At 48.3% G+C, this 24395-nt stretch carries 19 protein-coding genes; 6 read left to right on the plus strand and 13 right to left on the minus strand.

Going from position 1 to position 24395, the window contains the following annotated elements; genetic code table 11:
* Window positions 1-182: 182 nt before the first annotated feature.
* The 3 genes from QEZ41_RS10210 to QEZ41_RS10220 all read right to left on the minus strand — a co-directional run bounded on the left by QEZ41_RS10210 (window position 183) and on the right by QEZ41_RS10220 (window position 5323).
* Complete coding sequence (locus QEZ41_RS10210) at window positions 183-1175, minus strand: response regulator (RefSeq protein WP_289411409.1); 993 nt, start codon at window positions 1173-1175, stop codon at window positions 183-185.
* Between the two features lie 138 nt (window positions 1176-1313).
* The gene (locus QEZ41_RS10215) at window positions 1314-4220 is read right to left on the minus strand and encodes an MHYT domain-containing protein (RefSeq protein WP_289411410.1); all 2907 of its coding nucleotides are present in this window, start codon (window positions 4218-4220) and stop codon (window positions 1314-1316) included.
* Between the two features lie 2 nt (window positions 4221-4222).
* A complete protein-coding gene (locus QEZ41_RS10220; protein WP_289411411.1) occupies window positions 4223-5323 on the minus strand; it encodes a methyl-accepting chemotaxis protein in 1101 nt (366 codons plus the stop codon).
* Between the two features lie 541 nt (window positions 5324-5864).
* On the opposite strand from QEZ41_RS10220, the gene QEZ41_RS10225 reads away from it, so the two are divergent.
* Window positions 5865-6320, plus strand: coding sequence for an REP-associated tyrosine transposase (locus tag QEZ41_RS10225; protein ID WP_289411413.1), 456 nt, complete (start codon window positions 5865-5867; stop codon window positions 6318-6320).
* Between the two features lie 124 nt (window positions 6321-6444).
* Here QEZ41_RS10225 and QEZ41_RS10230 read toward each other — a convergent pair whose 3' ends face one another.
* From QEZ41_RS10230 to QEZ41_RS10265, 8 genes are read right to left on the minus strand one after another with little or no spacing between them, the layout of a single operon-like run.
* Window positions 6445-6822, minus strand: a complete 378-nt coding sequence (locus QEZ41_RS10230; RefSeq protein ID WP_289411415.1) for a hypothetical protein — start codon at window positions 6820-6822, stop codon at window positions 6445-6447.
* Window positions 6819-7370 carry a chemotaxis protein CheW gene (locus QEZ41_RS10235; protein ID WP_289411416.1) on the minus strand — a complete coding sequence of 184 codons (552 nt, stop codon included), beginning with the start codon at window positions 7368-7370 and terminating at the stop codon, window positions 6819-6821. Before QEZ41_RS10235 ends, QEZ41_RS10230 begins: the two co-directional genes overlap by 4 nt.
* Window positions 7370-9052, minus strand: coding sequence for a diguanylate cyclase (locus QEZ41_RS10240; protein WP_289411417.1), 1683 nt, complete (start codon window positions 9050-9052; stop codon window positions 7370-7372). Before QEZ41_RS10240 ends, QEZ41_RS10235 begins: the two co-directional genes overlap by 1 nt.
* 32 nt (window positions 9053-9084) lie before the next feature.
* Window positions 9085-9447: a response regulator gene (locus QEZ41_RS10245; RefSeq protein ID WP_289411419.1), complete on the minus strand. Its 363-nt coding sequence runs from the start codon at window positions 9445-9447 to the stop codon at window positions 9085-9087.
* 2 nt (window positions 9448-9449) lie between these two features.
* Entirely contained in the window at window positions 9450-11588 is a 2139-nt protein-coding gene (locus QEZ41_RS10250; RefSeq protein ID WP_289411421.1) for a hybrid sensor histidine kinase/response regulator, read from the minus strand.
* Between the two features lie 2 nt (window positions 11589-11590).
* Window positions 11591-13078 (minus strand): CheR family methyltransferase, encoded by a 1488-nt coding sequence (locus QEZ41_RS10255; protein ID WP_289411423.1) that lies wholly within the window; start codon window positions 13076-13078, stop codon window positions 11591-11593.
* Complete coding sequence (cheB, locus tag QEZ41_RS10260) at window positions 13075-14115, minus strand: chemotaxis-specific protein-glutamate methyltransferase CheB (RefSeq protein WP_289411424.1); 1041 nt, start codon at window positions 14113-14115, stop codon at window positions 13075-13077. The genes QEZ41_RS10255 and cheB overlap by 4 nt, the downstream gene beginning before the upstream one ends.
* Window positions 14116-14128: 13 nt before the next feature.
* The gene (locus tag QEZ41_RS10265) at window positions 14129-16159 is read right to left on the minus strand and encodes a methyl-accepting chemotaxis protein (protein ID WP_289411425.1); all 2031 of its coding nucleotides are present in this window, start codon (window positions 16157-16159) and stop codon (window positions 14129-14131) included.
* Between the two features lie 271 nt (window positions 16160-16430).
* On the opposite strand from QEZ41_RS10265, the gene QEZ41_RS10270 reads away from it, so the two are divergent.
* Window positions 16431-18026, plus strand: coding sequence for a methyl-accepting chemotaxis protein (locus tag QEZ41_RS10270; RefSeq protein WP_289411427.1), 1596 nt, complete (start codon window positions 16431-16433; stop codon window positions 18024-18026).
* Window positions 18027-18082: 56 nt separating this feature from the next.
* Here the strand turns inward: QEZ41_RS10270 and QEZ41_RS10275 are convergent, their stop codons facing one another.
* Window positions 18083-18247 carry a hypothetical protein gene (locus tag QEZ41_RS10275; protein WP_289411428.1) on the minus strand — a complete coding sequence of 55 codons (165 nt, stop codon included), beginning with the start codon at window positions 18245-18247 and terminating at the stop codon, window positions 18083-18085.
* Window positions 18248-18332: 85 nt separating this feature from the next.
* Between QEZ41_RS10275 and QEZ41_RS10280 the strand changes: the two genes are divergently transcribed.
* The 4 genes from QEZ41_RS10280 (at window position 18333) to QEZ41_RS10295 (ending at window position 22592) form a co-directional block, all read left to right on the plus strand.
* The gene (locus tag QEZ41_RS10280; RefSeq protein ID WP_289411429.1) at window positions 18333-19394 is read left to right on the plus strand and encodes a FecCD family ABC transporter permease; all 1062 of its coding nucleotides are present in this window, start codon (window positions 18333-18335) and stop codon (window positions 19392-19394) included.
* A complete protein-coding gene (locus tag QEZ41_RS10285) occupies window positions 19391-20152 on the plus strand; it encodes an ABC transporter ATP-binding protein (RefSeq protein WP_289411431.1) in 762 nt (253 codons plus the stop codon). Before QEZ41_RS10280 ends, QEZ41_RS10285 begins: the two co-directional genes overlap by 4 nt.
* Before the next feature lie 177 nt (window positions 20153-20329).
* A complete protein-coding gene (locus QEZ41_RS10290; RefSeq protein ID WP_289411433.1) occupies window positions 20330-22105 on the plus strand; it encodes a methyl-accepting chemotaxis protein in 1776 nt (591 codons plus the stop codon).
* Window positions 22014-22592, plus strand: a complete 579-nt coding sequence (locus tag QEZ41_RS10295; RefSeq protein ID WP_289411435.1) for a CZB domain-containing protein — start codon at window positions 22014-22016, stop codon at window positions 22590-22592. The genes QEZ41_RS10290 and QEZ41_RS10295 overlap by 92 nt, the downstream gene beginning before the upstream one ends.
* Window positions 22593-23248: 656 nt before the next feature.
* Here QEZ41_RS10295 and QEZ41_RS10300 read toward each other — a convergent pair.
* The gene (locus tag QEZ41_RS10300) at window positions 23249-24259 is read right to left on the minus strand and encodes an extracellular solute-binding protein (RefSeq protein ID WP_289411436.1); all 1011 of its coding nucleotides are present in this window, start codon (window positions 24257-24259) and stop codon (window positions 23249-23251) included.
* Between the last annotated feature and the right edge of the window lie 136 nt (window positions 24260-24395).

Consider the following 24395-nt stretch of genomic DNA (forward strand, 5'->3'; position numbering starts at 1 on the left):
GCTTTTGTGGGAGCGCAACTCTTGCGCGATTGGAGCCCGAACCTGGCACAAGTGGTTTTATCCTGTTGCTCATGTGGGCCCCTCAAGTCCGCTTCGCGCATAAGATGCGCTCCCACAGGATACCTTGCTCTAGCCTTCGCTCAGAAGCTGGGTTCCCACAGGGTGCCTTGGCCTGTTTGTAGTTATTCCGGTTTATCTGCCCAGCGGTCGCGGATACGGAGTATTTCGGGTAAGCAGTTGATAAATACGTCGACGAGCATGGGGTCGAAGTGGCTGCCGCTTTGGTCGCGGATGAACTCTAGTGCTTCTTCGATTGGCCAGGCTTTTTTGTAGGGGCGCACGCTGGTGAGTGCGTCGAATACATCGACCAGTGAAACAATGCGTGCTTCGAGGGGTATGTCCTCACCTGCCAAGCCATTTGGATAGCCTGAGCCGTCCCATTTTTCGTGGTGACAAAGTGCAATGGTGGCGGCCAGTTGTAGCAAGCTTGATTTATGTTCGCCGATTATTCGTGCGCCTATGGCTGGGTGTTGGCGCATAACTTCCCACTCTTCTGCGGTGAGTTTACCTGGTTTAAGTAAAATCGCGTCGGGAATACCTATTTTGCCAACATCGTGCATCGGTGCAGCATGTAATAGCTCGTCCGCCTGTTCATCCGAAAAACCAATGGCTTTGGCAATAGTGCGGGCAAAGTGGCTGATGCGCAGGATGTGCATACCGGTTTCGTTGTCGCGATATTCTGCCGCTTTTCCCAAACACTGGACTATTTGTAGGCGGGTTTCTAGGACTTCTTCCGCTTGTACCAAGGACAAATGCGTACGCACACGCGCTTTGACGATAGCTGGGTTGAAGGGTTTGGTGATGTAGTCAACTGCACCTAGGGCAAAGCCTTTTTCCTCATCGCCACTGTCGCTAAGCGCGGTGACAAAGATAATCGGAACGTGACGTAATGCCTGAATGTTTTTCAACTGTTCGCATAGGTCGTAACCGGACATATCCGGCATCATAATATCTAACAGGATCAGGTCAGGCTGTTCTTGCTGCGCCATTTTTAGTGCGGTTTTGCCGTCTTTGGCAAAGATGAGTCGGTATTCGTGCTGTAGGGTATGGCGCAATAGCTGTAGGTTGGTGGCTTCGTCGTCTACTAACAATAGGCTGTGTTTTTTTCTATTCATAGTTTTTATGGCTTCGTTTTTAAAAAATTTACGACCTGTTGGTAATCTCAATCGCGTATAAGATGCGCACCCACAGGATACCTTGCTCTAGCCTTTGCGCATAAGATGTGCTCCCAAAAACGATCTATGTTGGTAACCTCAATCGCGCAAGAGCTGCTCAAGACATGCGCAAGCTTGGTCAAATTCAAAGCTATCAATGGCTGTACGAAGTTGCTCGGTCTGCTCTGTTTCTAGGCTTTGGTAAAGGGTTTCGAGCAGTTGATTATCAAGCTCATTACGTTTTAGCACGACCAATAATTGCTCAATGATTTGGGTAACAGGCTGGTTGGTCCGTGTTGCCGACTGCGACTCCTTTGCTTGGTTATCGTTCTCAACCCGCCATGTTTGGATCTCAGTCTGGATTGCCGCAAACAACGCGTTCAGCTCTGGCAGTTGCTGCAGTGCTTGCTGTTGCTGATCGGTTTTTAGCATGTGTTCTAACTGGGCCGTTTTTTTCGATAACGCGTTGAGCCCTAAGTTACCGGTGACACCACGCAACTTGTGCAGACTAAACAACAGCGCGTCTAAGTCGATAGATTCCGCCGTTCCATGGAGTTGCGGATACTGCTTGGCTGCTGTCTCAAGAAAACTGCTAATTTGCTTTACCAGTTCTTGTCGACTGCCCCACAGGTTTTCGCCTGTGTGCCAGTCAATGGTTTTGGCTTTAATGGCTTTGATAGGCTCTGCGAGCGTTTTCGTGTGTTTGAGTACGCGGCGCATTTCAGCAAATAAGTTGGGTACATCTAGCGGTTTTACCGCAAACCCATCCATACCTGCTTGGCGCGCCTCGTCACGATCACGCTCCATTACGCTGGCGGTCAAGGCAATAATGGGGGTGCGCTTAAGGTTATGCTGTTGTTCATTGCTGCGAATTGTCGCGCAGGCCTGCAAGCCGTCAATGATCGGCATGTGCAGGTCCATCAGCACCAGATCAAAGCTGTCGCTCTGATATAGTTCAATCACTTCTTGACCATTGCTGGCACTGAATACCTCATGCCCTTCGCGCTCCAGTATCAAGCGTAGCAGCTGAAGGTTTTGTTCAACATCATCGGCTATTAGCAACTTTAACTTAGGTAACTGCACTGCTTGCTCAGCCTGCTTTTGTGGTACAGGCTGATCGGCGACTCTCAGCGGCAGGGTTACGCAAAAATTACTGCCCTGTCCCAACTCCGTTTCTACTTCAATTGTGCCACCCATGGTTTCGGCCAATTGTCTGGAAATAGTGGTGCCCAAACCGCTGCCGCCAAAGCGTCGGCTGATGGAGGAGTCGGCCTGGGTAAAGGGCTCAAAAATGCTGCTGACTTGCTCCGGCGTCATGCCAATGCCTGTATCCTTAACCTGAATGCGGACGTTGCCGTTGGCATAATTAAGCTTAATGCTCACTGTGCCCCGCTCAGTAAATTTAATCGCATTGCCGATAAGGTTGGTTAATATTTGCGCAATACGTAGCGAGTCACCAATAAAAAACTTAGGCGTAGACTCGGGGTAGTCTGTGTGCAGATGAAGCCCCTTGCTTTGCGCTGATAAGTTAAGCGTCGCTAGTATTTGCTGGATAAGTGCGGGCATCGAAAAAACATTATTTTCAAGTTCTAAATAGCCCTGCTCAATTTTTGTGGTATCTAAAACATCGTTAATCAGGCTGAGTAAAGAGCGTGATGAATTTTTGATTGTTTGCAGATGCTCTCTTTGTGTCGGCGTCAATTCGGTGTGTAGCAACAAGTCCGTAAAGCCGATAATGGCGTTCATTGGTGTACGTATTTCATGGCTCATGTTGGCTAAAAAGTTACTCTTCGCCTGAGCTGCTTGCTCGGCACGCTCGGCAGCTTCGCGCAATGATCTTTCCAGTGCGTGGCGCTCGCTAATATCGGACAACATGCCGACAAACAGCAAATCATCGGCTTTTTTTTGTGCCACTTTACCCACCGCCAAACGCACGGGTAAGGTGCTGCCATCTTTACGCCGCGCGACCACTTCACGCCCTATGCCAATAATATTAGCTCTTTGCGTTTCACGATAATTAGAAAGATAGCCATCATGCTCAGAATGGTAAGGTTCTGGCATCAGCATTTTGACGTTATGACCTACCACTTCAATCGCTTGGTAGCCAAAGAGTCGCTCAGCTGATTTGTTAAATTCTTGCACTTTACCTTGCCCATCAATGGTAATAATGGCATCCACGGCGGTGTCCAAAATCGCCTGTACGCGAGATTTATTTTCTTCCATGGTGCGGTAAAACATGCTGGTGCGTATCAGTCCGTTTAACGCTGCCACCATGCCGCCGGCGGTAATACACAACGAAGACAAGGCCAGTGCAATGTAGCTTTCCTCTATCATTATGCCGGACAGTTTTGGGCTCGCCACGCCGTAAAACTCTGTTGCTGCAAGAGCAGTGTAATGCATGGCCGCAATAGCAAGGCCAAACAAGATAGCGCTTAGATAAAAGCTGTATTTTTTAGGTAACTTAAGACCTAGGCGAAAACGTATTCTAAGTGCCGCTATGGATAACAACACGGCCAGTGCAACCGATAGCGCAAAGACCCAAGGGTCGTACAGCATGACTAGCGGGGTGACCATCGCCATCATGCCCAAATAATGCATTAGTGCGATACCTAAACCGATGATTGTGCCGCCAATAATAAGCTGCTGAAGGGTAAATTTGGGGCGCGCCAAGATGTTCATAGCCAAGGTAGAAGCCACTAATGCCGGCACAAAAGACAGCATGGTTAAGTCGGCACGATAATCGATCGGTGCAGGCAAAACGAAGGCGAGCATACCGATAAAGTGTGTGCTCCAAATACCTGCGGCCAAAGCAATAGCGCCGGTTATAAGAGCAATTCTCTGATAAAAAAGGCTGGCTGAGTAGCGCGCAATATGGGCGGTTTCCAGCGCCATCAGTGACATAAACACAGCCACCACGATGGAAAGCACGACCAGCCCCATTTTATGTTCGCCCTGAACCAGAGGCAGACCGTCAATTGCAGCTGTTGAAAAAAAGTTGTGTAGCATGATTAGTGTAAATTCGCCTTATTGAGCAAGCGTACCAAGCCTTCCATCACTGTTAGATTAGCCAATTCCATTGCATTAAGCTCCTGCAGTGCGTCTTCTAAACGCCCTTTAATATGTAAGTCGATCGCTTTAATGGCGTGATCATGCACTGCTTTGTGTGGGACTTCCAGTGCCGTGTAGTCGGACATCTGCTGAAACAGCGCACGGCCATCACCGGAGTAGTACCACTGCCCTAAGCGGCAATGTTTTTCATCGGGGAAGTCAGCCGGCGTGGCATCAGAAATACCGAAGAATACTTTGTATACCTCAAGCTTAAGCTCCAGCTCATCAATATTGGCGAGCTCCACGTTGGCCAAAATAGCAGATGAGTTAATGGCTTGCTCCATGCGCTGCGATAGCTGCAGTAAATCATTCATGTTAACGACGGCTTGCTGGCTTTGTACGGCGTGCTCTTCCGCGTCCGCTGCACCCGCTTCAATTACGCTGTGCGCGTCACGGGTTTCTTCCTGAATATTTTTAACTAGGGTGGAAATATCATCGGTAGCTTGCGAGGTGCGCTGGGCAAGATTACGCACTTCGTCGGCTACCACTGCAAATCCGCGCCCTGCTTCACCAGCTCGTGCCGCTTCAATCGCCGCATTAAGCGCCAGCAAGTTAGTTTGATCGGCCACTTCTTCAATCAGCTGCACAATGCCACCGATCTCTTCGGCACGACGACTGAGCGTGCTGACCTTTTCTGACGCCTCACGCATGCGTTCAAAGGTCGACTGCAGGTTGGCGGCGATTTGGGTGAATGCCTGCCGGTTGGTGCTTGAGTGTTCAGCGGCTTGTAACGCTGATTTCTTTTCTTCGTTAAGGGTTAGAGCCAGCTGTTCGAAGGAGTTTTTTACGCCATTGAGTGAGTTACCAAAGGTGCCTAGACTGTTAAAAACACCATTATGGACAGTGCGTTCACGCTGCAACTGCGTCAGGGTGCCAGTTTCTGCGCTTAGCTGCTGTTCTAGTTCATTAACGCGAGCCTGCAGTGCTGCATTTTCATGCAGTAATTGTGCGTTATCCGCTTGGGTTTGTTTAAGTTGTGCTTTTATTCGGCTGGAAAACATAACATCCTCGCTCTGCAGCATCCTGTTGCAGTGATTTCAGAATAAACACTCACAGACTAATGCTCTGTCTCGATAAAATTTCAGCAAGTTTTAACAACTATTGGTTTTGCAGCTCGATGCCGTCCCTGACCAAAATTCGACCTGCTAGCAAAACAACAGTATTAATGACGTGCTGTTATGCTAAGCAAGCCTGAACGAGAATGAATTCTGTTTTCGTAAATTCCTTGATCAAACGCACGGATGATGAAATAAGTACCCAACCGCCTGTGGTGATACTGCTGGAACCCTGCTTCAGTGCTGCTGGTGGGTCCAATCGCGCATAAGATGCGCTCCCACAAAGGTGCCTCCCTCCCACAAAGGCTGGGCTAATACAAAGGTTGAGCTTGCAGGGTATACGGTATGGTTCTTGTGGGAGCGCAACTTTTGCGCGAAAAAGGCGTGAGCCAGACGCGAAGCAAGTCACGATGTCCGCACAAGCGGCTTTCAAATACTGGGCTAAAATAACTGGATACGTCTCTGTCATTACATTAAGGATGATGCTATGCAGGAAAAAGGCTATAAAACCCTTCGTAAAGGACGGTATTCATGCGCGGGCAATCTCTATTTCGTTACTGCATCCACCAACAATAGACACCCTTATTTTACTAATTTTCGTCATGCACATGCCGCTGTTAGTGGTTTTACCGCTACTGCTGTTTTAACAGACTCACAGTTATTGTGCTGGGTGCTAATGCCTGATCATGTGCACTGGCTTTTACAGCTTGGCAATGACAAAACACTGTCGTCATTAATTAGACATATGAAAGCAGCAGCTACTCGAAATATCAGGATGGCGGGGGTCTCAGAACCGATTTGGCAGCATGGCTTTTATGACCATGCTTTGCGCAAAGAGGAGAATATACATGAACTTGCTCGCTATATAGTGGCTAACCCAATACGAGCTGGGTTGGTTAACTCAGTAAGGCATTACCCTTTCTGGGATGCCGTGTGGTTGTAAACTTACCTATAACCCTGCTGTTTTTTTGTTGGTGGCAATTTTGGGTGATACTGGCTGGGTTCAGTGCTGCTGGCGAATTCAATCGCGCAAGAGTTGCGCTCCCACAAGTTGTGCTTTTACACAGCTAAGTTGTGAGTTGTTGGGCGTTGAGTAGGGTGAGTAGTTGGTTGTGGTGCCAGGCTAGGGCTTGGATGCTGGGGTGTTGTTTGGCGTGTTGCATTAGCGGGGGCAGCGGCCAGATTGAGTCAGCATTGAGCTCAATAATTTGTGCTTCCTGCTCTAGGGCGAGCAGCAGCTCATTCTGCTGGCCGCGTAGGCGTAAGGCATAATTTGCGGTCGGGGCAATTTCAGGGGTAGCTGTAAACAAGCCGCTTAGGTCGATGTTTTTTTGCTGATTATGCGCCAAGTCCTCGAATGTGCCCATCGCCACGACATACCTTGCTTCAACCGCAAAGCCATAGCCGTTGTATTGAAACGCCACTAAAACTATCGACTGCATCATGGTGTTTGTGGCTGTGTCTGCGTGCGCCAAGCTTGCAACAGCAAATCCAGATTGAGCAGCGCGATCGGCCAGTCGTTGTAACTTAGCAGCGCCGTGACATAAGGCTGCATGTGTTCCGGCAGGCTGTCTAAGGGTGGCTTTAACTGACTTTCCGGCACATCCACCACTTCCAACAAGGCATCGATGCGAATGCCGGTGGTAATCCCCGCGCCAGCACAGTGCAAAATGGAAGACTCTTTATTTTGCGCCTGCTCAAGACTGGGCAAATGCAGCAGGTGATTCAGGCTAAGCACTGACTCTATGTCCCCGCGCAAATTAATCACGCCTTCCACTGAGTCGTGCATACCCGGAACAAAGTTAACTTTTATATCATTGCTCAGCACTTCTTTCACCGAGTGCCCTGGCAAAGCGAAGTACTTGTCTGCCAGCTGGAAGATAACCAGCTTGATCAGTAGCTCATCCACATCCACTACTTGGTTATCGCCTTGCTGCTTGGCAGTTAAAAGCTCATCCAAAGTTTGCTCTACACTCGATTTGCTGTCTGTCATTAGCTTTTATAATCCACGTTAACTCGGTTGCGGCCATCCATTTTAGCTTGGTAAAGGGCTTTGTCGGCGGCAGCGAAAAGCTCTTCTACTGTGCTGTAGTGGGCATATGAACTGAGCCCAGCACTGAAGGTGCAAGTAAATTGCTCTGTGCCGGTAGAGAATACGATTTTTGAAAAGTCTTCGCGCAAGGTATCGATAAGCTCATAGGCCTGCTCAATAGAAATTTTACGCAATAAAATAGCAAACTCTTCGCCACCGTAGCGACCTATAACATCAGTACCGCGTAAACGATGTTTCAGCACGCGCGATAAAGCTACCAGCACTTGATCTCCGGCTAGATGACCATGTTTGTCGTTCACTTTTTTAAAGTAATCCAGATCCAGCATCACCATAACCAGGTTTTCTTTAGTGCGTCCTATCTGGCCCACTACGTTGTCAATAACGTCCTTGGTGGTGCCGTGATTAAACAATCCCGTCAGGCTGTCTCGAGTCATTAGGCGGCGCAAAGCACGCATACGTTCGGCACGTAAAGCTACGGAACTGACCAATTCACTCGGCACTACGGGCTTGGTAATAAAGCCTTCAACACCCACGCGCATAGCGCTAAATTGCTTTTCGCGATCGGTTTCTGAGGATAGATAAATAATAGGCATACCCAAGTATTCCGGCACCATACGGATGATTCCCGCTAATTCTTGACCGGTGCATTGCGGCATGTACACATCGACCAAAATCAAATCTGGAGAAAAATTCCGTAACACATCGAGCACTAGTGAAGGTTCATGTACCTGCTCAACCAACATACCGGCGTCTTCTAAAATAAGGCTGTGGTACTGGGCGACATCGGGCTCGTCATCCACGATCAAAATCCGGAGCGGTTCTACCAGCTTGTTTTTTAATAAATCATCCAGTGCAGCGGCTAACTCCAAGGGTCGTGCCGGCTTGGTAAAGTAACTGCGACAACCCGCACGAAACGCACTTAAGCGCCCTGCAAAGCAGTCTTGCCCAGAGAGCACAATCGCTGGCAGTTGTCGGCCAAGAGCTTCGTTGACCCGTCTTAGGGTTTCAGTACCGGCAATGCTGCTTTGTGGAAAATGCACATCCATCACCACAGCATCAGGTGCTTGCTTTAATACTGAGGTTTCAAAGCTTTCCACATCGGTAAAACGTCGAATTTTATAGCCAAAACAGCTCAGTTGATAATCAAGGTGGGCGACCTGCTCTGATTCATCGTCGCAGACATAAATTAACGGCGCTCCCTGTTCTTGCCAGTTGTTATTAGTTTGGCTCATTTCAAAACTTGACGTACGATAGGGTCGCTCAACGCTTAGGTCCATTTGCTCGAGCTCTTCTTGCTCTAAGCGCAGCTGTTCCAAAAGCTCATTGAACATTTGGCTTTTACTGCTGTTTAGCACGCCTTTAGTATTCATCAGCCCCTGCGCCAGCTGCTCCCCCATTCCTGCGCCATCAGCCAACCCATCAAAGCCAAATGAACTGCTGGCTCCTTTTAAGCTATGAAAAGCGCGAAACAAGTCGCCCATAATACGCTCGTCATATTCAGCACAGCTGTCTGCTTGCTGAATAGACGCTTCAATTTCTGCTAGGCGCTTGGGCAACTGCTTAACGAAACTGGTTCTAAGCTGAAGTATTTTTGCCTGTAGATTGGAGTTAGTCGATGCCATAAAGAATATTTTTATACCAATGAGCGGTTGAATTAATTAACGCTAGTTAACGCCTCAGCTACCAATTCAGGTAGCGTTTCCGTGAGCGCAAAGTCTTTAGCTAAACAGTGGCTAAGTGCCGGCTCGACTTCTAATAGAGTTGCCGGGTTATCCCCGGTTAGGAGTATAAAAGGCAACTCGCTTTGCTGTGCTTTTAGCTCGCGGAAGAAATCAATGCCTGAAATAAGCGGCATATTCATATCGCTGATAATAAGCTTAATATCCGGATGCTGCTGCAGACACTCAAATGCCTCAACGACATTTTCCGCCACTATACCCTGATAATTATCGTGCTCAAGAATGGCGCAGACCATTTCTGCCGCCAACGCATCGTCATCAACCACTAAAATTTTCATCACTACCCCAATAAAGCCCGTATTGTATCGACCAGATTATTTTGGTCAAAACTACCCTTAACGATATAGGCATCAGCGCCCACTTCAATACCGCGCCTGCGGTCACTGTCTTTTTCCCGCGACGTAATAATAATGATGGGACGGTTTTTATAACGTTCGTGCTCGCGCAAATGTGTGGTCAGCGTGAAACCATCCATAAAGGGCATTTCAACGTCGGTGATAATGGCGTCAAAGTCACCGTTGCGCGCTTTATTAAGTCCGTCTAATCCATCTTCAGCCAGTGTCACCTGGTAACCCCAAGCTTCAAGTACATCTCTTTCAATTTCTCGCGTATTCAGTGAATCATCAACCACAAGCAAATGCTGTTGAGTGATTGATTTGATGCTGTTGTCTGCGGTTTTTTGATGTTTTTTGCGCGCCAGCTCCAGCAAGCGAGGAACATGTATCAGGCTAACCAGCTGCTGATAGCCGTGATTGACCATGCCTGAAACTAGCGGATTATGTGCCAAGTGCTCGGGCAGGGTATTAATAATCAAGTCGTGTTCATCCACCAGCCTATCTATTACCAAGGCTATTTTTTCATGCTGCACGCGCACCACCAGCAGTAATAGGTTTTTGCTTATTTGGCCCGGCGTATTGGTTAAGTTTGGCAAGCCAATAAGCTGGTGTAACTCAAAAATAGGCACAAACTCGTTACGCAGCACAAACACATTACGGTCAGCAACCTCCAGTATTTGCTCTGGCGTTATACGGGTAAGCTCAACAACATATTGCGCACTAAAACCAAGCATATGACCAGCAGTCTCAACCAGCAGCACACGCAACATGGCCAGCGATAAAGGCAAGCGTAAAGTAAAGCTGGTGCCTTTACCTTCTTGGCTACGCACCTCAATCAGTCCTTGTAAATCATCGACTACTTTGCGTTTAACTACATCTAAGCCAACACCGCGCCCTGATATTTCGGTAATCATGCTGGCGGTGGTAAAGCCTGGCAGAAACACTTGGTTAAAAAGCTCTTGTTCGCCCATATTGGCGATTTCATCGGCGGATAACTGCTGCTTGGCCAGCTTTTGACGAATTTTTTCTAAACTTAAGCCTGCACCGTCATCAGACAGCTCGATGACTACCCAACCACCGTCTTGCCACGCAGAGAGCTTGAGCAAACCGGCTGCGGGTTTGCCTTGGTCTAAACGCGTCTGCGGTTCTTCAATTCCATGATCCATCGCATTGCGCAATAAATGCACCAGCGGCTCGGATAGCTGTTCAATAATGCTGCGATCCAGCTCAATGTGCTCGCCGCTAATCTGTGAGCTCACCTGCTTACCCAGCATGCGCCCTACTTCACGTATATGTTTGGCTGCTGGCTCAAACACTTGCTTGAGTGGCAACATGCGCAGACCCATCGCTTGATCATGCAAGCTGTAGATCAAAGCCTCTTGACTGCCCACGATTTCTTTGAGGTTGTTAAATAACGAATCAAATCGCTGTTTACTGAGCACCGCATCTTGCGCTGATTCCCAGCTTAGTTTGAGTGCTTGAGCATCGCGCACCAGTTCGCGCAACCCTGCATGACTGGCCGTTACTTCGGAAATAAGCTTGCTGAGGCTTTCTAAGCTCTCTAAGCGCAAACGTACGCTGTCTGAACTGGCTAATGCTGGTTGCGGCTTACTTGTTTGTGCTGCCGCCACTTCATTAGCCATGCTGACCGGCTGGGCTAGGGGTTGAGCGGTTGTAGGTGCGGATTTTTCACCCGCAGCAAGTGCCAGCAAAGCATCACAAAGTGCCTGCGGTGCGGACGGTAAGCTATTGGGGTCTTGCGAGCTGGCAAGCTGTTCCACCATGTCGCTAAGACTATCTACCGCCTGATAAATCCCGTCCACAATCGGCTGAGTTACTGTTATTTTCTGATCACGCAAAGCACTTAGTAACTCTTCTAAGCTATGTGCTGTATCTGCAATGGATTGCAGCTTGAGCATGCGTGACGAGCCTTTGACGGTATGTGCAGATCGAAACAGACTGTTAATCAACTCCGCATCGCACTGGCCCTGCTCTAAGTTCTTAACGCCCTCGCCCAGATAGCCTAATAAATCACGGGCTTCATCAATAAAACGATTAAGAAACTTTGTTATATCTAACACCATGCCTAGGCCCCACTCACATTATGCCCTGGTTGTTGTTTAGCATTGAGCAAGTAACGCTCTGCAAGAAACAACACATCCTTCACCGGCAACGCCAAGGGCAACCACTCAGAGCCCGAATGTGCTGTGATGTTGTGCGATAAAATACGCCGCACCGTCTGAAACGCTTGTTGCGCTGCCGTACTATCTTGCAGATGTTTAAGCGCATCGGCTAGTTGATAGTGTGCCAGCCAACTTTCTGGGTTGGCATAACAGGCTTTTTTAAAGCTCTGCACGGCCAGCTCTAACTCAGACTGCCATTTATGACATAAACCCTGCGCTATCAGCGCATCAACACACCAAGGTCTAAGCTCCAACGCTTGCTCGATTAATTTTTGCGCCTGGTTAAAGTCTTTTTGGTTCAACGCAATCCAGCCTTTCATCAAGATGGCCGGCGCATTATCCGGCTCTTGCTGAGTAATTTTTTCCAGCCTAACTAATGCCTGCGGATACTGGGCGCTGTCATGTAGCATTTCTACAACCTGCTCCACAGTGACATGATTCGTCACCGTCTGCAGCTTGGGTTGATGCTGCGCAGTGCTGTGCATACTGGCCGCTTTAGTTGGGCTTAAACCGTCTGCTGTTGGTGCGGTATTTTTTGGCTGCTCGACTTGAATATCGAGCGGTCGCTGATAATTTGCTTGCTGGAGTAACTCGGCTCCCTGCACAAAATAGTATTGGCCTTGTTCTTCAATCAAGTCGAAGATATCAAAATCATTACCTAGGGTTTCTGAACTGCCCAAAAGTAAAATCGCATTGGGTTGCATCAGTTTTTGCAACTTATGCTGAATAGCTTTACGCGTATCCAAGTTAAAATAAATCGAGACATTGCGAAAAAAAACCACGTCATAGTAGTTATCTTCTGCTGGATAGTGTTCTGCTTTTAGGTTAAAGGGGAAAAAGCGTACGGCTTGACGGATCTCGGGGTTAAGTTGATAGCCTTGCGGTGTTGCCTGAAAGTATTTTTTTCGCAAGTCTTCGCCCAATGCACGAAAAGAAAAGGCTGAGTACACCCCCACTCTGGCTTTGTTGAGGATGTGCTCATCCAAATCCCCTGCATCAATCTGCACCTGGCTAAGCATATGTTTGCCCCAGGTTTCTTGAATAGCCATGGCTAGGCTGTAGGGTTCTTCACCGGATGAGCAGCCAACGCTGAGAATACGTACTGTTCTGTTTTGCGCCAATTTTTGTAGCCGGGGTAATAATGTTTGCACAAACAGCTTGATTTGCGCTGGTTCGCGATAAAAGTATGTCTCGTTCACCGTCAGCTGATTAACGAGTTCTGTTAACTTGGCAGGACTGCCCTTTATTTTTTCAAAATAACTGACCAGACCTAAGCCAAGGCTTTCGCTGTTTTTAATCACTTCCTTATGCAAACGCTGTTCAGCTATACCATTAAATTCGAGCCCCGAGTATTGCTCAACAAGGTGTTTAAACGGCTGAAACTGGCTCATCTTGCACCTGATACAAGTTGGTTGAGCTTGTGGGGTATTTTATCCAGCGCAATAATTTCATCGATACAGCCTAGGCTTATGGCTTCAAAATTCATACCAAAAATAACCGAGCTGGCTTCGTCTTGCGCCAGAGTTATACCGCCACTTTGCTTGATTTTTTGCATGCCGCTGGCACCATCACGCCCCATACCTGTCATGATCAAGGCGATGGCGTGGCGGCCAAAATGCTGCGCTACCGAATCAAAAAGATAATTACAGCAAGGCCGATAAATATCCTGTTCTTGGCGTGGCAAGAGTTTAATTCTGTGGCTGGCATCGACCGTCATATGCTGCTCTGAGGGCGACAAGTAAACTTGCTTCGCTTCGATACGCTCGCCATGCACGGCAACTTTAATCGGCAAGCTGCTAAAGCCAGATAGCCACTGCACCATGCCATCCACAAAGCCATCGCTCATGTGCTGGCTAATTAGAACAGGCGCTTGTAGGTTGGCGTCAAGATTCGCTAACAAATAGGATAACGCCTGCGGCCCGCCAGTGGAGCAAGCAATGGCAACCACCTGTGTGAAACTCTGCGGCGCAGCGTCTGTGTCTTGGGGAGCCTCGTATAACTCAGGCATATAGGTCTTGCGGCGCATGCGGGTAATCACAGGCACACCTGCTAAGAGTCGTACTTTATGAGCAAACTCAGTGGTGTCGTGCTGGGTAAAGCGTGGCTTTTTTATCACTTCCAGCGCACCTAAGCTCAACGCTTCATAGGCTTTTTGCGCATCATCTTCACCGCTGACTACCAAAATAGGTACGGCTTTGCGGTGCATAATTTGATCAATGACCTCGGCACCACTCATGACCGGCATTTCTAAGTCCATGCACACAACGTCGGGCTTTAACTGCTCAACCATCGCTACTGCTTGCTGGCCATTATGTGCTTCGCCCACCACGCTAATATCATCGGTGGCATGCAAAATTTCGCGCAAAAAATCCCGTGATATTTGACTATCATCGACAAGCAGTACACGTATAGGTGGTTTATTGTGCATGCGTTTGCCTCATCTATGGCTGCTCACTGAGGTTCTTTTTGGCTGGTGTTTGGGTCAGAGTAAATTCATTCACCAACGCATTCAGCGTATTGGCCATGCTCAGCAATTCCTCGCTGATGTCGGTAATATTTCTAACTGACTCAGCATTATTAGTACTCGCATTGGCAATATCACGCAAGGCGATAACCACTTGGCTACTGGCTGTTTTTTGCTGCTTAGTAGAGAGCGAGATTTGCTGCGCCGCATTACTGGTACGACTAGCCGCCAGTACCAAATCGTTTAATTCGCCAGCGGTGCTGGCACTCACATCCATGCCGGCCTGTACAGAGTTGACTGCTTTTTCTGAGGTAATCACTAGACGGCTAATGGAACCTTGAATCGTTTGAATACGGTCCTCAATACTGCGCGTTGACTCACTAACACTGTCGGCTAAGCGACGAATTTCACCAGCTACTACCGAGAAACGCTTACCCGACTCGCCCGCACTAGAGGCCTCCAGTGCCGCGTTAAAAGCAATCAGCTTGGTCTGTCCGGCCAGCGTATTAATTAAGTCCATGACCTTGCTAATTTCTTTAGACTGATTACCTAGGTCCAAAATATCCTGCAAGCTTTGCTCGTAGTCTGCATGTATCGCCGCCATGCGCTGCTGCAAGTCTTGCATGGCTTGCGCGCCTCTCTGACTACTCGATAGCGTGTCGTTTGCCACATCAACCACTGACTGTGAATGGTCGGCAATCTGTGTGGACGAGGCAGATAACTCCTCCATAGTTGAGGTGATTTCTGCAACCGATGACGACATTTGCTCAATCGCTGCCGCCATGGATTGGCTAACCTGCTCATGCACATCGGTATTTTTATGCACTAAACCCGCGGTGTAGGCCAGTTGGCTAGCTGAATTATTTAAACGATCGGAAGACGCTAATATTTCTTCTATAGCGCCGGACATGCGCTCAAGCAGTTTGTTAACCTCAGCAGCTAAACTACCAATCTCTGCTCGATCATTAATTTCAATACGTGTGGACAAATCCAAACTCTTAGTAATCGCACTTAACTGCGCCTGCACAAATCGCAACGGACGCGTCAATCTGCTTGATAGGGGATAAATCAAAAACATCGCGCCAATTAAGAGCAAAATACTAATGCCGATAGCCGTCATGGTTTGCTGTTGAATCGGCTGGGTTAACTGGCTTTTAGGCAGTTCTAAAATCAAAAAACGCTTGAGGCTGTCGACCCACACACTGGAGACAAAGTAGCTTTCGTCTTGTAGCTGCTGCTCAAACACGGACTGTTCAGCTTTATTAAGCAGCTGCGTGAAGTTGCTGTTTTTTTTCAGCTCATTAAGAATCGAACCAGCCGCACTAACCTCAATACCGCCTTCTTGTGTGACCAATGAAACAAAACCTTTCTCACCCACACGATATTGACTGATTAATTCAGACAGCGCCTTCATATCCAAGGCCACACCGGCCACCAAAATAGGCCCACCCTGCTCGTTTAGTTTTTTGCTGCGGTAGTTAATAAATAATTTTAGCTGCGCACCGCTAAACTCATTGGTATCTAAATGCAGCTCGTATTCGGCTTGCGAGTTTACAAAAGCAAAATACCATGCGTCATCTGGGTTATCTTTGCGAATACGACGCTGCGCCACCTTATCACCGGAAAACTGGTAATAGTTGTTGTCCCAAGCAGTATCAACCGCTAGAAACATGGTTTCCACGTCTAAAGCCTGTTGCACACTGTGCATTTTTTGCATCAGGGCAGCGTCTTTTTCAGCAGAGTCCGCTTGCTCTAACCATGCATGCAAGCCCGCATCATTCACCAACACTCGTGAAGTTTGCAGGCTGGGCTCTAGCTGCAAACTGACTTCGGCAGCCAGCTTTTCGAGCTGATTGGGTATTTCAACGCGGGTTAAGTTTTCAATGCGTGTATTAATGTAAAACTGGGCCTGAAAAATAATGGATAGTAGGGTTACCAACACCATAAAAACGCCAAAAACCACAGACAGTCGTAGCGCTAGCGGTAAGCGCTGCCAGAAGTTACCCATATTCAATGCCTTTATTTTTAATTTGATTTGCCGTCAGGTATAGACTGCTTGCTGAATTATAGAATAGCGTTAAAACCATGCACTTAGCAGGATCAGCAACCGGTTTTTATTGAAAAACAGCTGCGCATACACATCTTATTACTCCAACTTTGTTTTATGTACCCCTACTGATCGCGCAGTATATCAATTTTTAAAATATCTTTATCTTTAAGTTCATTAGCAAGCTGTCGATACTGTATATTACTGTTCAATTCTATTTTTGGCCTATTGTATGAAAATCAATCTTCCTGTAGTGGATAAAGAAATCTCCTTCGCACAAGACGCACAGCTTATTTCGACTACCGACCTAAAGGGCACTATTACTTTTGTAAACGATGCCTTTGTCGATGTTTCGGGCTTTTCTCGAGAAGAATTGATCGGGCAAAGCCATAATATAGTTCGCCACCCTGACATGCCCCCCGCTGCTTTTAAAGATCTTTGGGAGACCATTAAGTCTGGTCAATCCTGGAAGGGTATGGTGAAAAACCGTTGTAAAGACGGACGCTACTACTGGGTTGATGCCTTTGTATCGCCAATTTCAAAAGACGGGCAAACTGTTGGTTATCAGTCTGTGCGCACCTTACCGACGCACGAGTGTAAAAAGCGTGCACAGACTCTGTTTCAACAGTGGAGTAAAGCCGATAAGAAAGCTGGGGTTAGCTTTAAAAGCGGCCTTTCTATTGCCAGCCTATTAAACCTTGCAGTGTTAGTCCCCGCCATTGTTAGCGTATGTCTGCTGGCGTACTTATTTAATTGGCAAGCGGCTGCAGTAGCTGCCTCAGGGTTTACTGCCAGCGTTATAGGCACTGCTTGGGTGGGCAGTCTTATTAAAAACATGGTTAACTGCGCGAAAAATATCGCCCACAACCCAGCCATGAGCTACATCTATACCGGCATGAGAAACGATCTTGGTCTAGTGCTGTATGCATTACAGGTACGCACCTCTGAGCTACGTGCCGTTGTATCGCGACTCGAAAATACTGGACTGTATTTAGTGCGCGTTAAAGACAGCAGCGTAAGTAACTTACAGCGCTCAAAACAAGCCATCGCCAGTCAGGGCAAGATTGTTGCCGATGTGGTAATGGCTATGGAGCAGCTGGTCGCCAGCCAAGTGGATATCAGTCAATCCTCATCGCAAATGGCACAGGGTTCAGGTGAATCACAACGCATCATGCAAGCTGGACAGCAGTCCATTAGCCGTTTAATGGACTCTATCAGCAGCCTGTCTAGTGAACTGGAAAATATTAAAGCTCAAGTCCATGCCACCGCAGAGCGCAGTGTTAACATCGGCACTGTGCTGGATGTGATTACCACGGTTGCCGAGCAAACTAACCTGCTTGCACTTAATGCGGCTATTGAAGCTGCACGCGCTGGTGACGCTGGACGCGGTTTTGCGGTAGTAGCCGATGAAGTGCGTAAATTGGCTCAGCGCACCAATGAATCTGCAGCTGAAATCCAAACCATTATTGCCGATCTGCAAGCTGACACAACCGAGTCGGCACAAGCAATCGAGCTGGGGGTTCAGCGCTCTGAGCAAACCATCGAGATCGCCAGCGAAGTGGATCAAGAGCTGGGGCAAGTGGTAGAGCAGGTACGCCACATTAGTCAACTGGCACTGGCCATTGACGGCTCGATTCAAACTCAGTCCGCCTTAAGTGAGCAAACCAGGCAACGTATGCAGGAGCTGAGTCAAAGCGCTGAGCACGCAATAGCCGCAGGAGATGAGGTCGCCGCCGACAGCGACAAGTTAGGCTGGCACATCAACAACCTGAACATGTTGGCTAGGCATTTCTTGTCAGTCACGGTACGTAACAGCCAAAAACTTTAAACAGCACGTTCTTTTTTCGGCGGTGTGGATTATGAAGCTGGCTTAGTTGCTACCTGTTAACCAATCGCGCATAAGATGCGCTCCCACAAGGTGCGGTGCACCAAAGGCCGGCAGCGCAGCGACTGCTTTGTAGTGACTGCTTTACTGTGGGAGCGCAACTCTTGCGCGATGGGATCTTCAGCCGGCTCAAAAACCAAGCCAACGCTAATGTCAATCGACATCACCTGTTAACTAAAGAGCTGATAACATAGCGTTTTTCTAAATATCCTGCTGCGAGCCACTCAGCGCAGCAGCAGTTGTGAATTTTTGAGACGCACTGACACCATGCAGCAAGCAATCAGCCCAGCCATTTCTTTAGCCCAGCAAACTCCAAAGCGAATTCGCATAGCTTGGCTGCTCTTGCTGGGCATCCTGTTAATGGCTGTGATGGGCGCTTTGTTGGCGGGTTCTTTTTCTGTTAGCTTCGCTGAAATCGGCCACGTCATCTATGTTCGCCTAGCGGGGATGCCACAAAGCGGCACGCTAGACACTATCATTTGGCAAGTACGCATTCCGCGCATTTTTGCCGCACTATTGCTGGGCACCAGCTTGGCGGCAGCCGGTGCGGTATTTCAGGCGTTGTTGCGCAACCCTTTGGTCTCGCCCGATATTTTAGGTGTATCCGCCGGCTCTGGCTTAGGCGCCGTTATCGCCATGCTTCTAGGTTTATCCTTATTCTGGTTGCAGGTGCTGGCTTTTCTTGGCGGGTTAGCGGCGGTTTTTTTGGTTTATAGTATTGCCAGTCTATTGCGCCAGCGCGATCCCATATTAATGCTCGTATTAGCCGGTATCGCCATCGGCACTATGCTGGGCGCAGGAATTTCCGTAGTTAAAGTAATTGCCGATCCCTACGATCAACTCCCCGGCATTACCTACTGGTTACTCGGTGGTTTAAACGGTGTGAGCATGGCTGAACTAAGCTGGGCAGCACCGTTAATACTAGCCGCATTAACGCTGGTTTATCTATTGCGCTGGCATATTAATGTGCTCAGCTTTGATGATGAGCAAGCCTCGGCATTGGGCATAAATGTAGCTCAAAGTCGTTGGGTACTGATTGCTGCCGCCACGCTGATGACCGCCTGTGCGGTATCTTTTAGCGGAATTGTTGGTTGGGTCGGCTTACTGGTACCGCATATTGCAAGGCTTTGGGTCGGCCCGAATATGTCGCGCTTACTGCCATTCAGCATTGTGTTGGGCGCAAGTTTTGTCCTACTGACCGATACCCTAGCACGTAGCGTCAGCGAACTAGAGCTTCCGCTGGGCGTGTTGACCGCGTTATTGGGCGGCCCGTTTTTCTTGTTTGTTTTACTGCGCAGTAATCGCCCATGACTATTTTTTTGCGTGCTCAGCAGCTATGCATTGGTTATAAAGGCCAAGCATTAGGCTCAGCCTTTGATATTCAATTAACCGCTGGACAGGTGATTGCGTTACTGGGCCCTAATGGCAGCGGCAAAACCACTTTACTCAAAACCTTACTCGGTTTATTGGCGCCAGTTAGCGGACAAATTCACCTGCTGGATAAAACCCTCAGTGATTGGCCCGCTAAACTCAGGGCACAACACATCGGCTATGTGCCTCAAGCTGTGCAAAGTCACTTTTCTTTTAGCGTTTTCGAGATGGTATTGATGGGTCGCAGCGCCTACCTCTCAGCTTTTAACCAACCCGGTGCCAACGATCAGAGTATTGCACTGGAGTGCTTAGAACAATTACAGATTACACACCTTGCCACGCGCTCATTCGCTGAACTTAGCGGTGGTGAACAGCAACTGGTTATGCTGGCACGCGCCTTGGCACAACAACCGAAAATTTTAATTCTGGATGAACCTACCGCCAGCCTTGATTTTGCTAATCAAATTCTGGTGCTTGAGCATATTAATCAACTCAGAGCACAAGGTTTAGCCATTCTTATTAGTACTCACCAACCGGAACACGCCCTGCAAAGTGCTGATTATTTGGCTTTATTTAAGCAAGGCACTTTAACTAAAACTGGCACCGTTACTGAGCTGGGCACTGCTGACAATATTGCTTGGCTGTATGACTTAAGTGTCGAGCAGGTTGAACAACAGTTATTCCTCCACCCACGCTAGAAAAACTTTGCCGCGCCATCAACCAGCTCAACAGATAAACTTTACTATTGCTTAAAGTTTGGTATTCGCGTGCCGAAGTATTATTGCAGCCTTGCTTGATAGCAATGCGCTACTAGCCATATACTTTACTAATTTTAATTTAATGCCAGACATAATTTAAAGGGATAGATATTATTTATGCTTAATAGACTCAGCATCCGTACACGTACCTTACTCGGTTTTATTTTGGTATTAATTATTGGCATTGGTGCTCTGCTGCCGCAGTTCCTCAATACGCTGGACAAGCAAGCCGCTTACCACGAAAACCTCTATATTGAGAGCTTGCAGGCGGCCGTACAGGAGCAAATTGGGACTCAACGTGCACAAGCACTCAATCTTGCTGCCGCCATTGCCAACCAACCCAGCTTGCAATACTTTTTTGCCCAGCGCGATCGTCAAGCGCTCCTCGAAGAACTTTTGCCAACCTTTAAGTACCTGCAAGAAAACGCGGGCATTGAGCAGATGCAATTTCACTTAGCGCCAGCAACTTCATTTTTGCGGCTGCATGCCCCCGATAAATTCGGTGATGATCTGTCTAGCTTTCGCCGTACTGTAGTGGAAACCAATAATCAGAAAAAAGAGATTTCAGGGCTTGAGTCTGGGGTGGCTGGTTTAGGTATTCGAGGCGTGGTGCCCGTATTCTGGGAAGGTCGACACCTAGGTAGTTTTGAGCTGGGTTTGTCTATGCGCCAAGCGTTCGTCGACACCTTTAAAACTAATCACCATGCTGACATCGGTATTTTGCGTCCCGACGGCAGCAGCTTTAAACCGCTGATTACCACCTGGCAAGGTGACAGCATGTTCAACACCTCTGAACTACAAAGGGTGATGAACGGCGAAACCGTTAGTCAACGTCTGGAATCTGCAGGCAAACAAATTCTAGCCACAGCCAGTCCTTTAAAAGACTTTAGCGGGAACATTATCGGTGCGGTTACTGTGTATACCGATCGCTCTGCCAGTGCTGCGGCTTTTAATGATACCGTGGTAAGCACAATCATCATCGCCCTTGCGGTTTTATTTGCCGGTTTATTAGTGGCCTGGTTTATTGCACGCAGTATTACTAGCCCTGTTATCAGACTCACCGAGGCACTGCGTAATATTGCTGAAGGCGAACAAGACTTACGCCTGCGCCTGCCTGTGGTCGGAGATGATGAGCTCACTCAGGTTGCCAAGCTGTTTAACACCTTTGTTGGTAAAGTTGAGCACACTGTTTTACGCGTACTGGAGCATCTGGGCGAGCTGGGTTCAAGAACTGAATACAGCTTCCGTATGACGGGTGAAGCTTTTGAGGTGTCACAGACCCAGCAAGTTAAAACCCAAGAAGTCTCTGCGGCCATGAACGAGATGTCTGCTACGGCGATGGAAATTGCACAGAACGCAACCAACACCGCCGAAGCCACTGAGCTGGTCGAAACCAGTTCGGTAGAAGGCAGTAAAGCGGTTAATCACGGCAGTCAAGCGATGCTAAGATTGGCAGAAAATGTCATGCAAGCCAGTAGCAGTATTCAAACCCTAGATGAATACAGTAAAAACATTGGTTCGATTCTAGATGTGATTACCGGCATTTCTGAACAAACCAACCTGCTTGCACTTAACGCAGCGATTGAAGCAGCGCGAGCTGGTGAACATGGTCGTGGCTTTGCGGTAGTCGCTGATGAAGTGCGTCAGCTGGCTCAGCGCTCCAAGTCGGCCACCACTGAAATTCACGAAATGATTGTGCAGCTTCAAGAAGGCGTGTCTCAGTCTGTTGCGCTGATGGAGCAAAGCCAAGATCAAGCCACCTCAGTAGCGCAATCTTCAGAGATGATGCAAAGCGCGCTGAATGATCACCTCAGCCATTGCCCGCGTCAGCGATATGAGCGCACAAATTGCCTCGGCAGCGGAAGAGCAAACCAGTGTGGCGGAAGATATTAACCGTAACTTGGTGAGCATTAATGACGGCGCCGTGGTAGCGGTGGATCACTCCTCCAATATCAGTTCTGCCACCAGCGATATGGGCGGCACCATTGGTGAGCTAATGTCTGAAATGCGCGCTTTTAAAGTTGATATTCCGGTGCAGGTTGAGCTAGCGATGGCCAAAAGTGCACACAGCGCTTGGCGTGTTCGCATTAGAAGCTTCCTAGACGGTCGTGCTTCATTAGAACTAAACGAAGCCACCAGCCATAATGATTGCGATTTAGGCGTTTGGTGCCGTAGCAATGGCGCACAATTTGCCGCGATGCCTGCCTTCCAAGAACTACAAAAACCGCATGAGCGTCTGCATAAACTGATTCAGGATATTATTAAAGCCAAGCAACAAGGTAACGAACAAGACGCTGAGCGCATGTACGAGGATGTAGAGCTGTACTCAGAGGAAATCATCGGCTTACTGAACCGTTTAATCAGCGAAGTTAGCCACTAAATTACATAGGCTTGGTCTTTGAACTGGCTGAAGGTCCTATCGCGCAAGAGTTGCGCTCCTACAGTAAAGTGGTCTGGTCTAAGGGTTGGACACAGTTCTGGTTGGTACGGCTCTTGTGGGAGCGCATCTTATGCGCGATTGGGGTTAATCCTAACGCCTAACCATGCAGTGATAGTCCGCATCGCCCAGAAACCTGGCTTCAACAAGCCTTGCCAGCAAACGTTTGCATAAGCTTAGCTTTTGAGCTGGCTGAAGGTCCTATCGCGCAAGAGTTGCGCTCCTACAGTAAAGCGGTCTGGTCTAAGGGCTGGACACAGTTCTGGTTGGTACGGCTCTTGTGGGAGCGCATCTTATGCGCGATCGGGGGTTAATCCTAACGTCTAACCATGAAGTGATAGTCCGCATCGCCCAGAAACTTGGCTTCAACAAGCCTTGCCAGCAAACGTTTGCATAAGCTTAGCTTTTGAGCTGGCAGAAGGTCCTATCGCGCAAGAGTTGCGCTCCTACAGTAAAGCGGTCTGGTCTAAGGGCTGGACACTGTTCTGGTTGGTACGGCTCTTGTGGGACTTGACTTGCAGGGAACCAAAATTAGGCTGTGGCAGTGAATTTAAATTTGCACACAGCCTAATCTCAGTGTTCATTACTTAATTTACTGCTTAACGCCAGCCAGCACGATCCATCAAGCGTATTGCTTCAGCTTGGCGCTTACCGGCAACCTCAACTGGGATGCTGTCTGCTTTAAACTCGCCCCAAGCCGCTACCACTGGATCAATCTCGGCTGCTGGGCTGGCAGGAAACTCCATATTGGCGCTTGCAAAGAAATGCTGTGCTTGCGCGCCGGTCATCCATTCGAGCAGTTTTTTCGCTGCTGCTGCATTGGGTGCGTTTTTGGTAATTCCAGCACCAGAAAGATTCACGTGAACACCACGATCTTGCTGGTTAGGCCAGAAAATTTTTACTTTCAAGTCAGTCTGCTCTTGGCTCAAACGGCCGTAATAATAGGTATTCACCACGCCCACATCGCACTGACCAGCATCAATCGCCTTCAGCAAAGCGGTATCATCAGAGAACGGTTCGGTCGCTAAGTTACCCACCCAAGCACGTACCAATTGCTCAGTTTTCTCTGCGCCATGAGTTTCAATAAAGGTGGCAGTCAGTGATTGGTTGTACACTTTTTTACTGGTACGCAAGCACAAACGGCCTTTCCACTTTTCATCAGCCAATGCTTCATAGGTGCTCAATTCATCTGGGTTTACACGCTCAGTAGAGTAAACAATAGTACGCGCACGCAGGGATAAACCTGTCCAGCTATCGGTGCTGGAACGGTATTGGCTGGGAATATTCGCCTTGATTACGTCTGAGCTATAAGGCTGCAAAATACCCATTTGCTCAGCCTGCCATAAGTTGCCCGCATCCACAGTAATCAGCATATCGGCTGGTGTATTCGCACCTTCTGCTTTTAAGCGCGCCATCAGCGGTGCTTCTTTATCGGTGATGTATTTGATTTGCACACCGGTTTCGGCAGTGTATTGATCAAAAACAGGCTTGATCAGGCTTTCTATTCGGGATGAATAAACAACAATCTCATCACTGGCAAAAGCCTGACCTGATACTGCAGCTGCAGTGGCTAGAGTGATAGCGGTAAGAAGGGGAGTGCGAATTTGCATAGCAACCTCGGGGGTTAGGTGAGTGATGTTGAAGCGCTTAGAGTACGGTAGTGTGTTTACGCATGAGCACTTATCAAAAAACATCTAAATGATAGTCAATCGCATTTGATAACACAATACGTTATCAACAAATATA

Origin of the sequence: Thiopseudomonas acetoxidans, assembly GCF_030362935.1 — a bacterium.
GTDB lineage: Bacteria > Pseudomonadota > Gammaproteobacteria > Pseudomonadales > Pseudomonadaceae > Thiopseudomonas > Thiopseudomonas acetoxidans.

Bases quoted from the DNA above. Each gene is read 5' to 3' on its own strand.
- QEZ41_RS10210 (WP_289411409.1), bottom strand. From the start codon at position 1,175: ATGAATAGAAAAAAACACAGCCTATTGTTAGTAGACGACGAAGCCACC.
- QEZ41_RS10215 (WP_289411410.1), bottom strand. From the start codon at position 4,220: ATGCTACACAACTTTTTTTCAACAGCTGCAATTGACGGTCTGCCTCTG.
- QEZ41_RS10220 (WP_289411411.1), bottom strand. From the start codon at position 5,323: ATGTTTTCCAGCCGAATAAAAGCACAACTTAAACAAACCCAAGCGGAT.
- QEZ41_RS10225 (WP_289411413.1), top strand. From the start codon at position 5,865: ATGCAGGAAAAAGGCTATAAAACCCTTCGTAAAGGACGGTATTCATGC.
- QEZ41_RS10230 (WP_289411415.1), bottom strand. From the start codon at position 6,822: ATGATGCAGTCGATAGTTTTAGTGGCGTTTCAATACAACGGCTATGGC.
- QEZ41_RS10235 (WP_289411416.1), bottom strand. From the start codon at position 7,370: ATGACAGACAGCAAATCGAGTGTAGAGCAAACTTTGGATGAGCTTTTA.
- QEZ41_RS10240 (WP_289411417.1), bottom strand. From the start codon at position 9,052: ATGGCATCGACTAACTCCAATCTACAGGCAAAAATACTTCAGCTTAGA.
- QEZ41_RS10245 (WP_289411419.1), bottom strand. From the start codon at position 9,447: ATGAAAATTTTAGTGGTTGATGACGATGCGTTGGCGGCAGAAATGGTC.
- QEZ41_RS10250 (WP_289411421.1), bottom strand. From the start codon at position 11,588: ATGGTGTTAGATATAACAAAGTTTCTTAATCGTTTTATTGATGAAGCC.
- QEZ41_RS10255 (WP_289411423.1), bottom strand. From the start codon at position 13,078: ATGAGCCAGTTTCAGCCGTTTAAACACCTTGTTGAGCAATACTCGGGG.
- cheB (WP_289411424.1), bottom strand. From the start codon at position 14,115: ATGCACAATAAACCACCTATACGTGTACTGCTTGTCGATGATAGTCAA.
- QEZ41_RS10265 (WP_289411425.1), bottom strand. From the start codon at position 16,159: ATGGGTAACTTCTGGCAGCGCTTACCGCTAGCGCTACGACTGTCTGTG.
- QEZ41_RS10270 (WP_289411427.1), top strand. From the start codon at position 16,431: ATGAAAATCAATCTTCCTGTAGTGGATAAAGAAATCTCCTTCGCACAA.
- QEZ41_RS10275 (WP_289411428.1), bottom strand. From the start codon at position 18,247: ATGTCGATTGACATTAGCGTTGGCTTGGTTTTTGAGCCGGCTGAAGAT.
- QEZ41_RS10285 (WP_289411431.1), top strand. From the start codon at position 19,391: ATGACTATTTTTTTGCGTGCTCAGCAGCTATGCATTGGTTATAAAGGC.
- QEZ41_RS10290 (WP_289411433.1), top strand. From the start codon at position 20,330: ATGCTTAATAGACTCAGCATCCGTACACGTACCTTACTCGGTTTTATT.
- QEZ41_RS10295 (WP_289411435.1), top strand. From the start codon at position 22,014: ATGATCACCTCAGCCATTGCCCGCGTCAGCGATATGAGCGCACAAATT.
- QEZ41_RS10300 (WP_289411436.1), bottom strand. From the start codon at position 24,259: ATGCAAATTCGCACTCCCCTTCTTACCGCTATCACTCTAGCCACTGCA.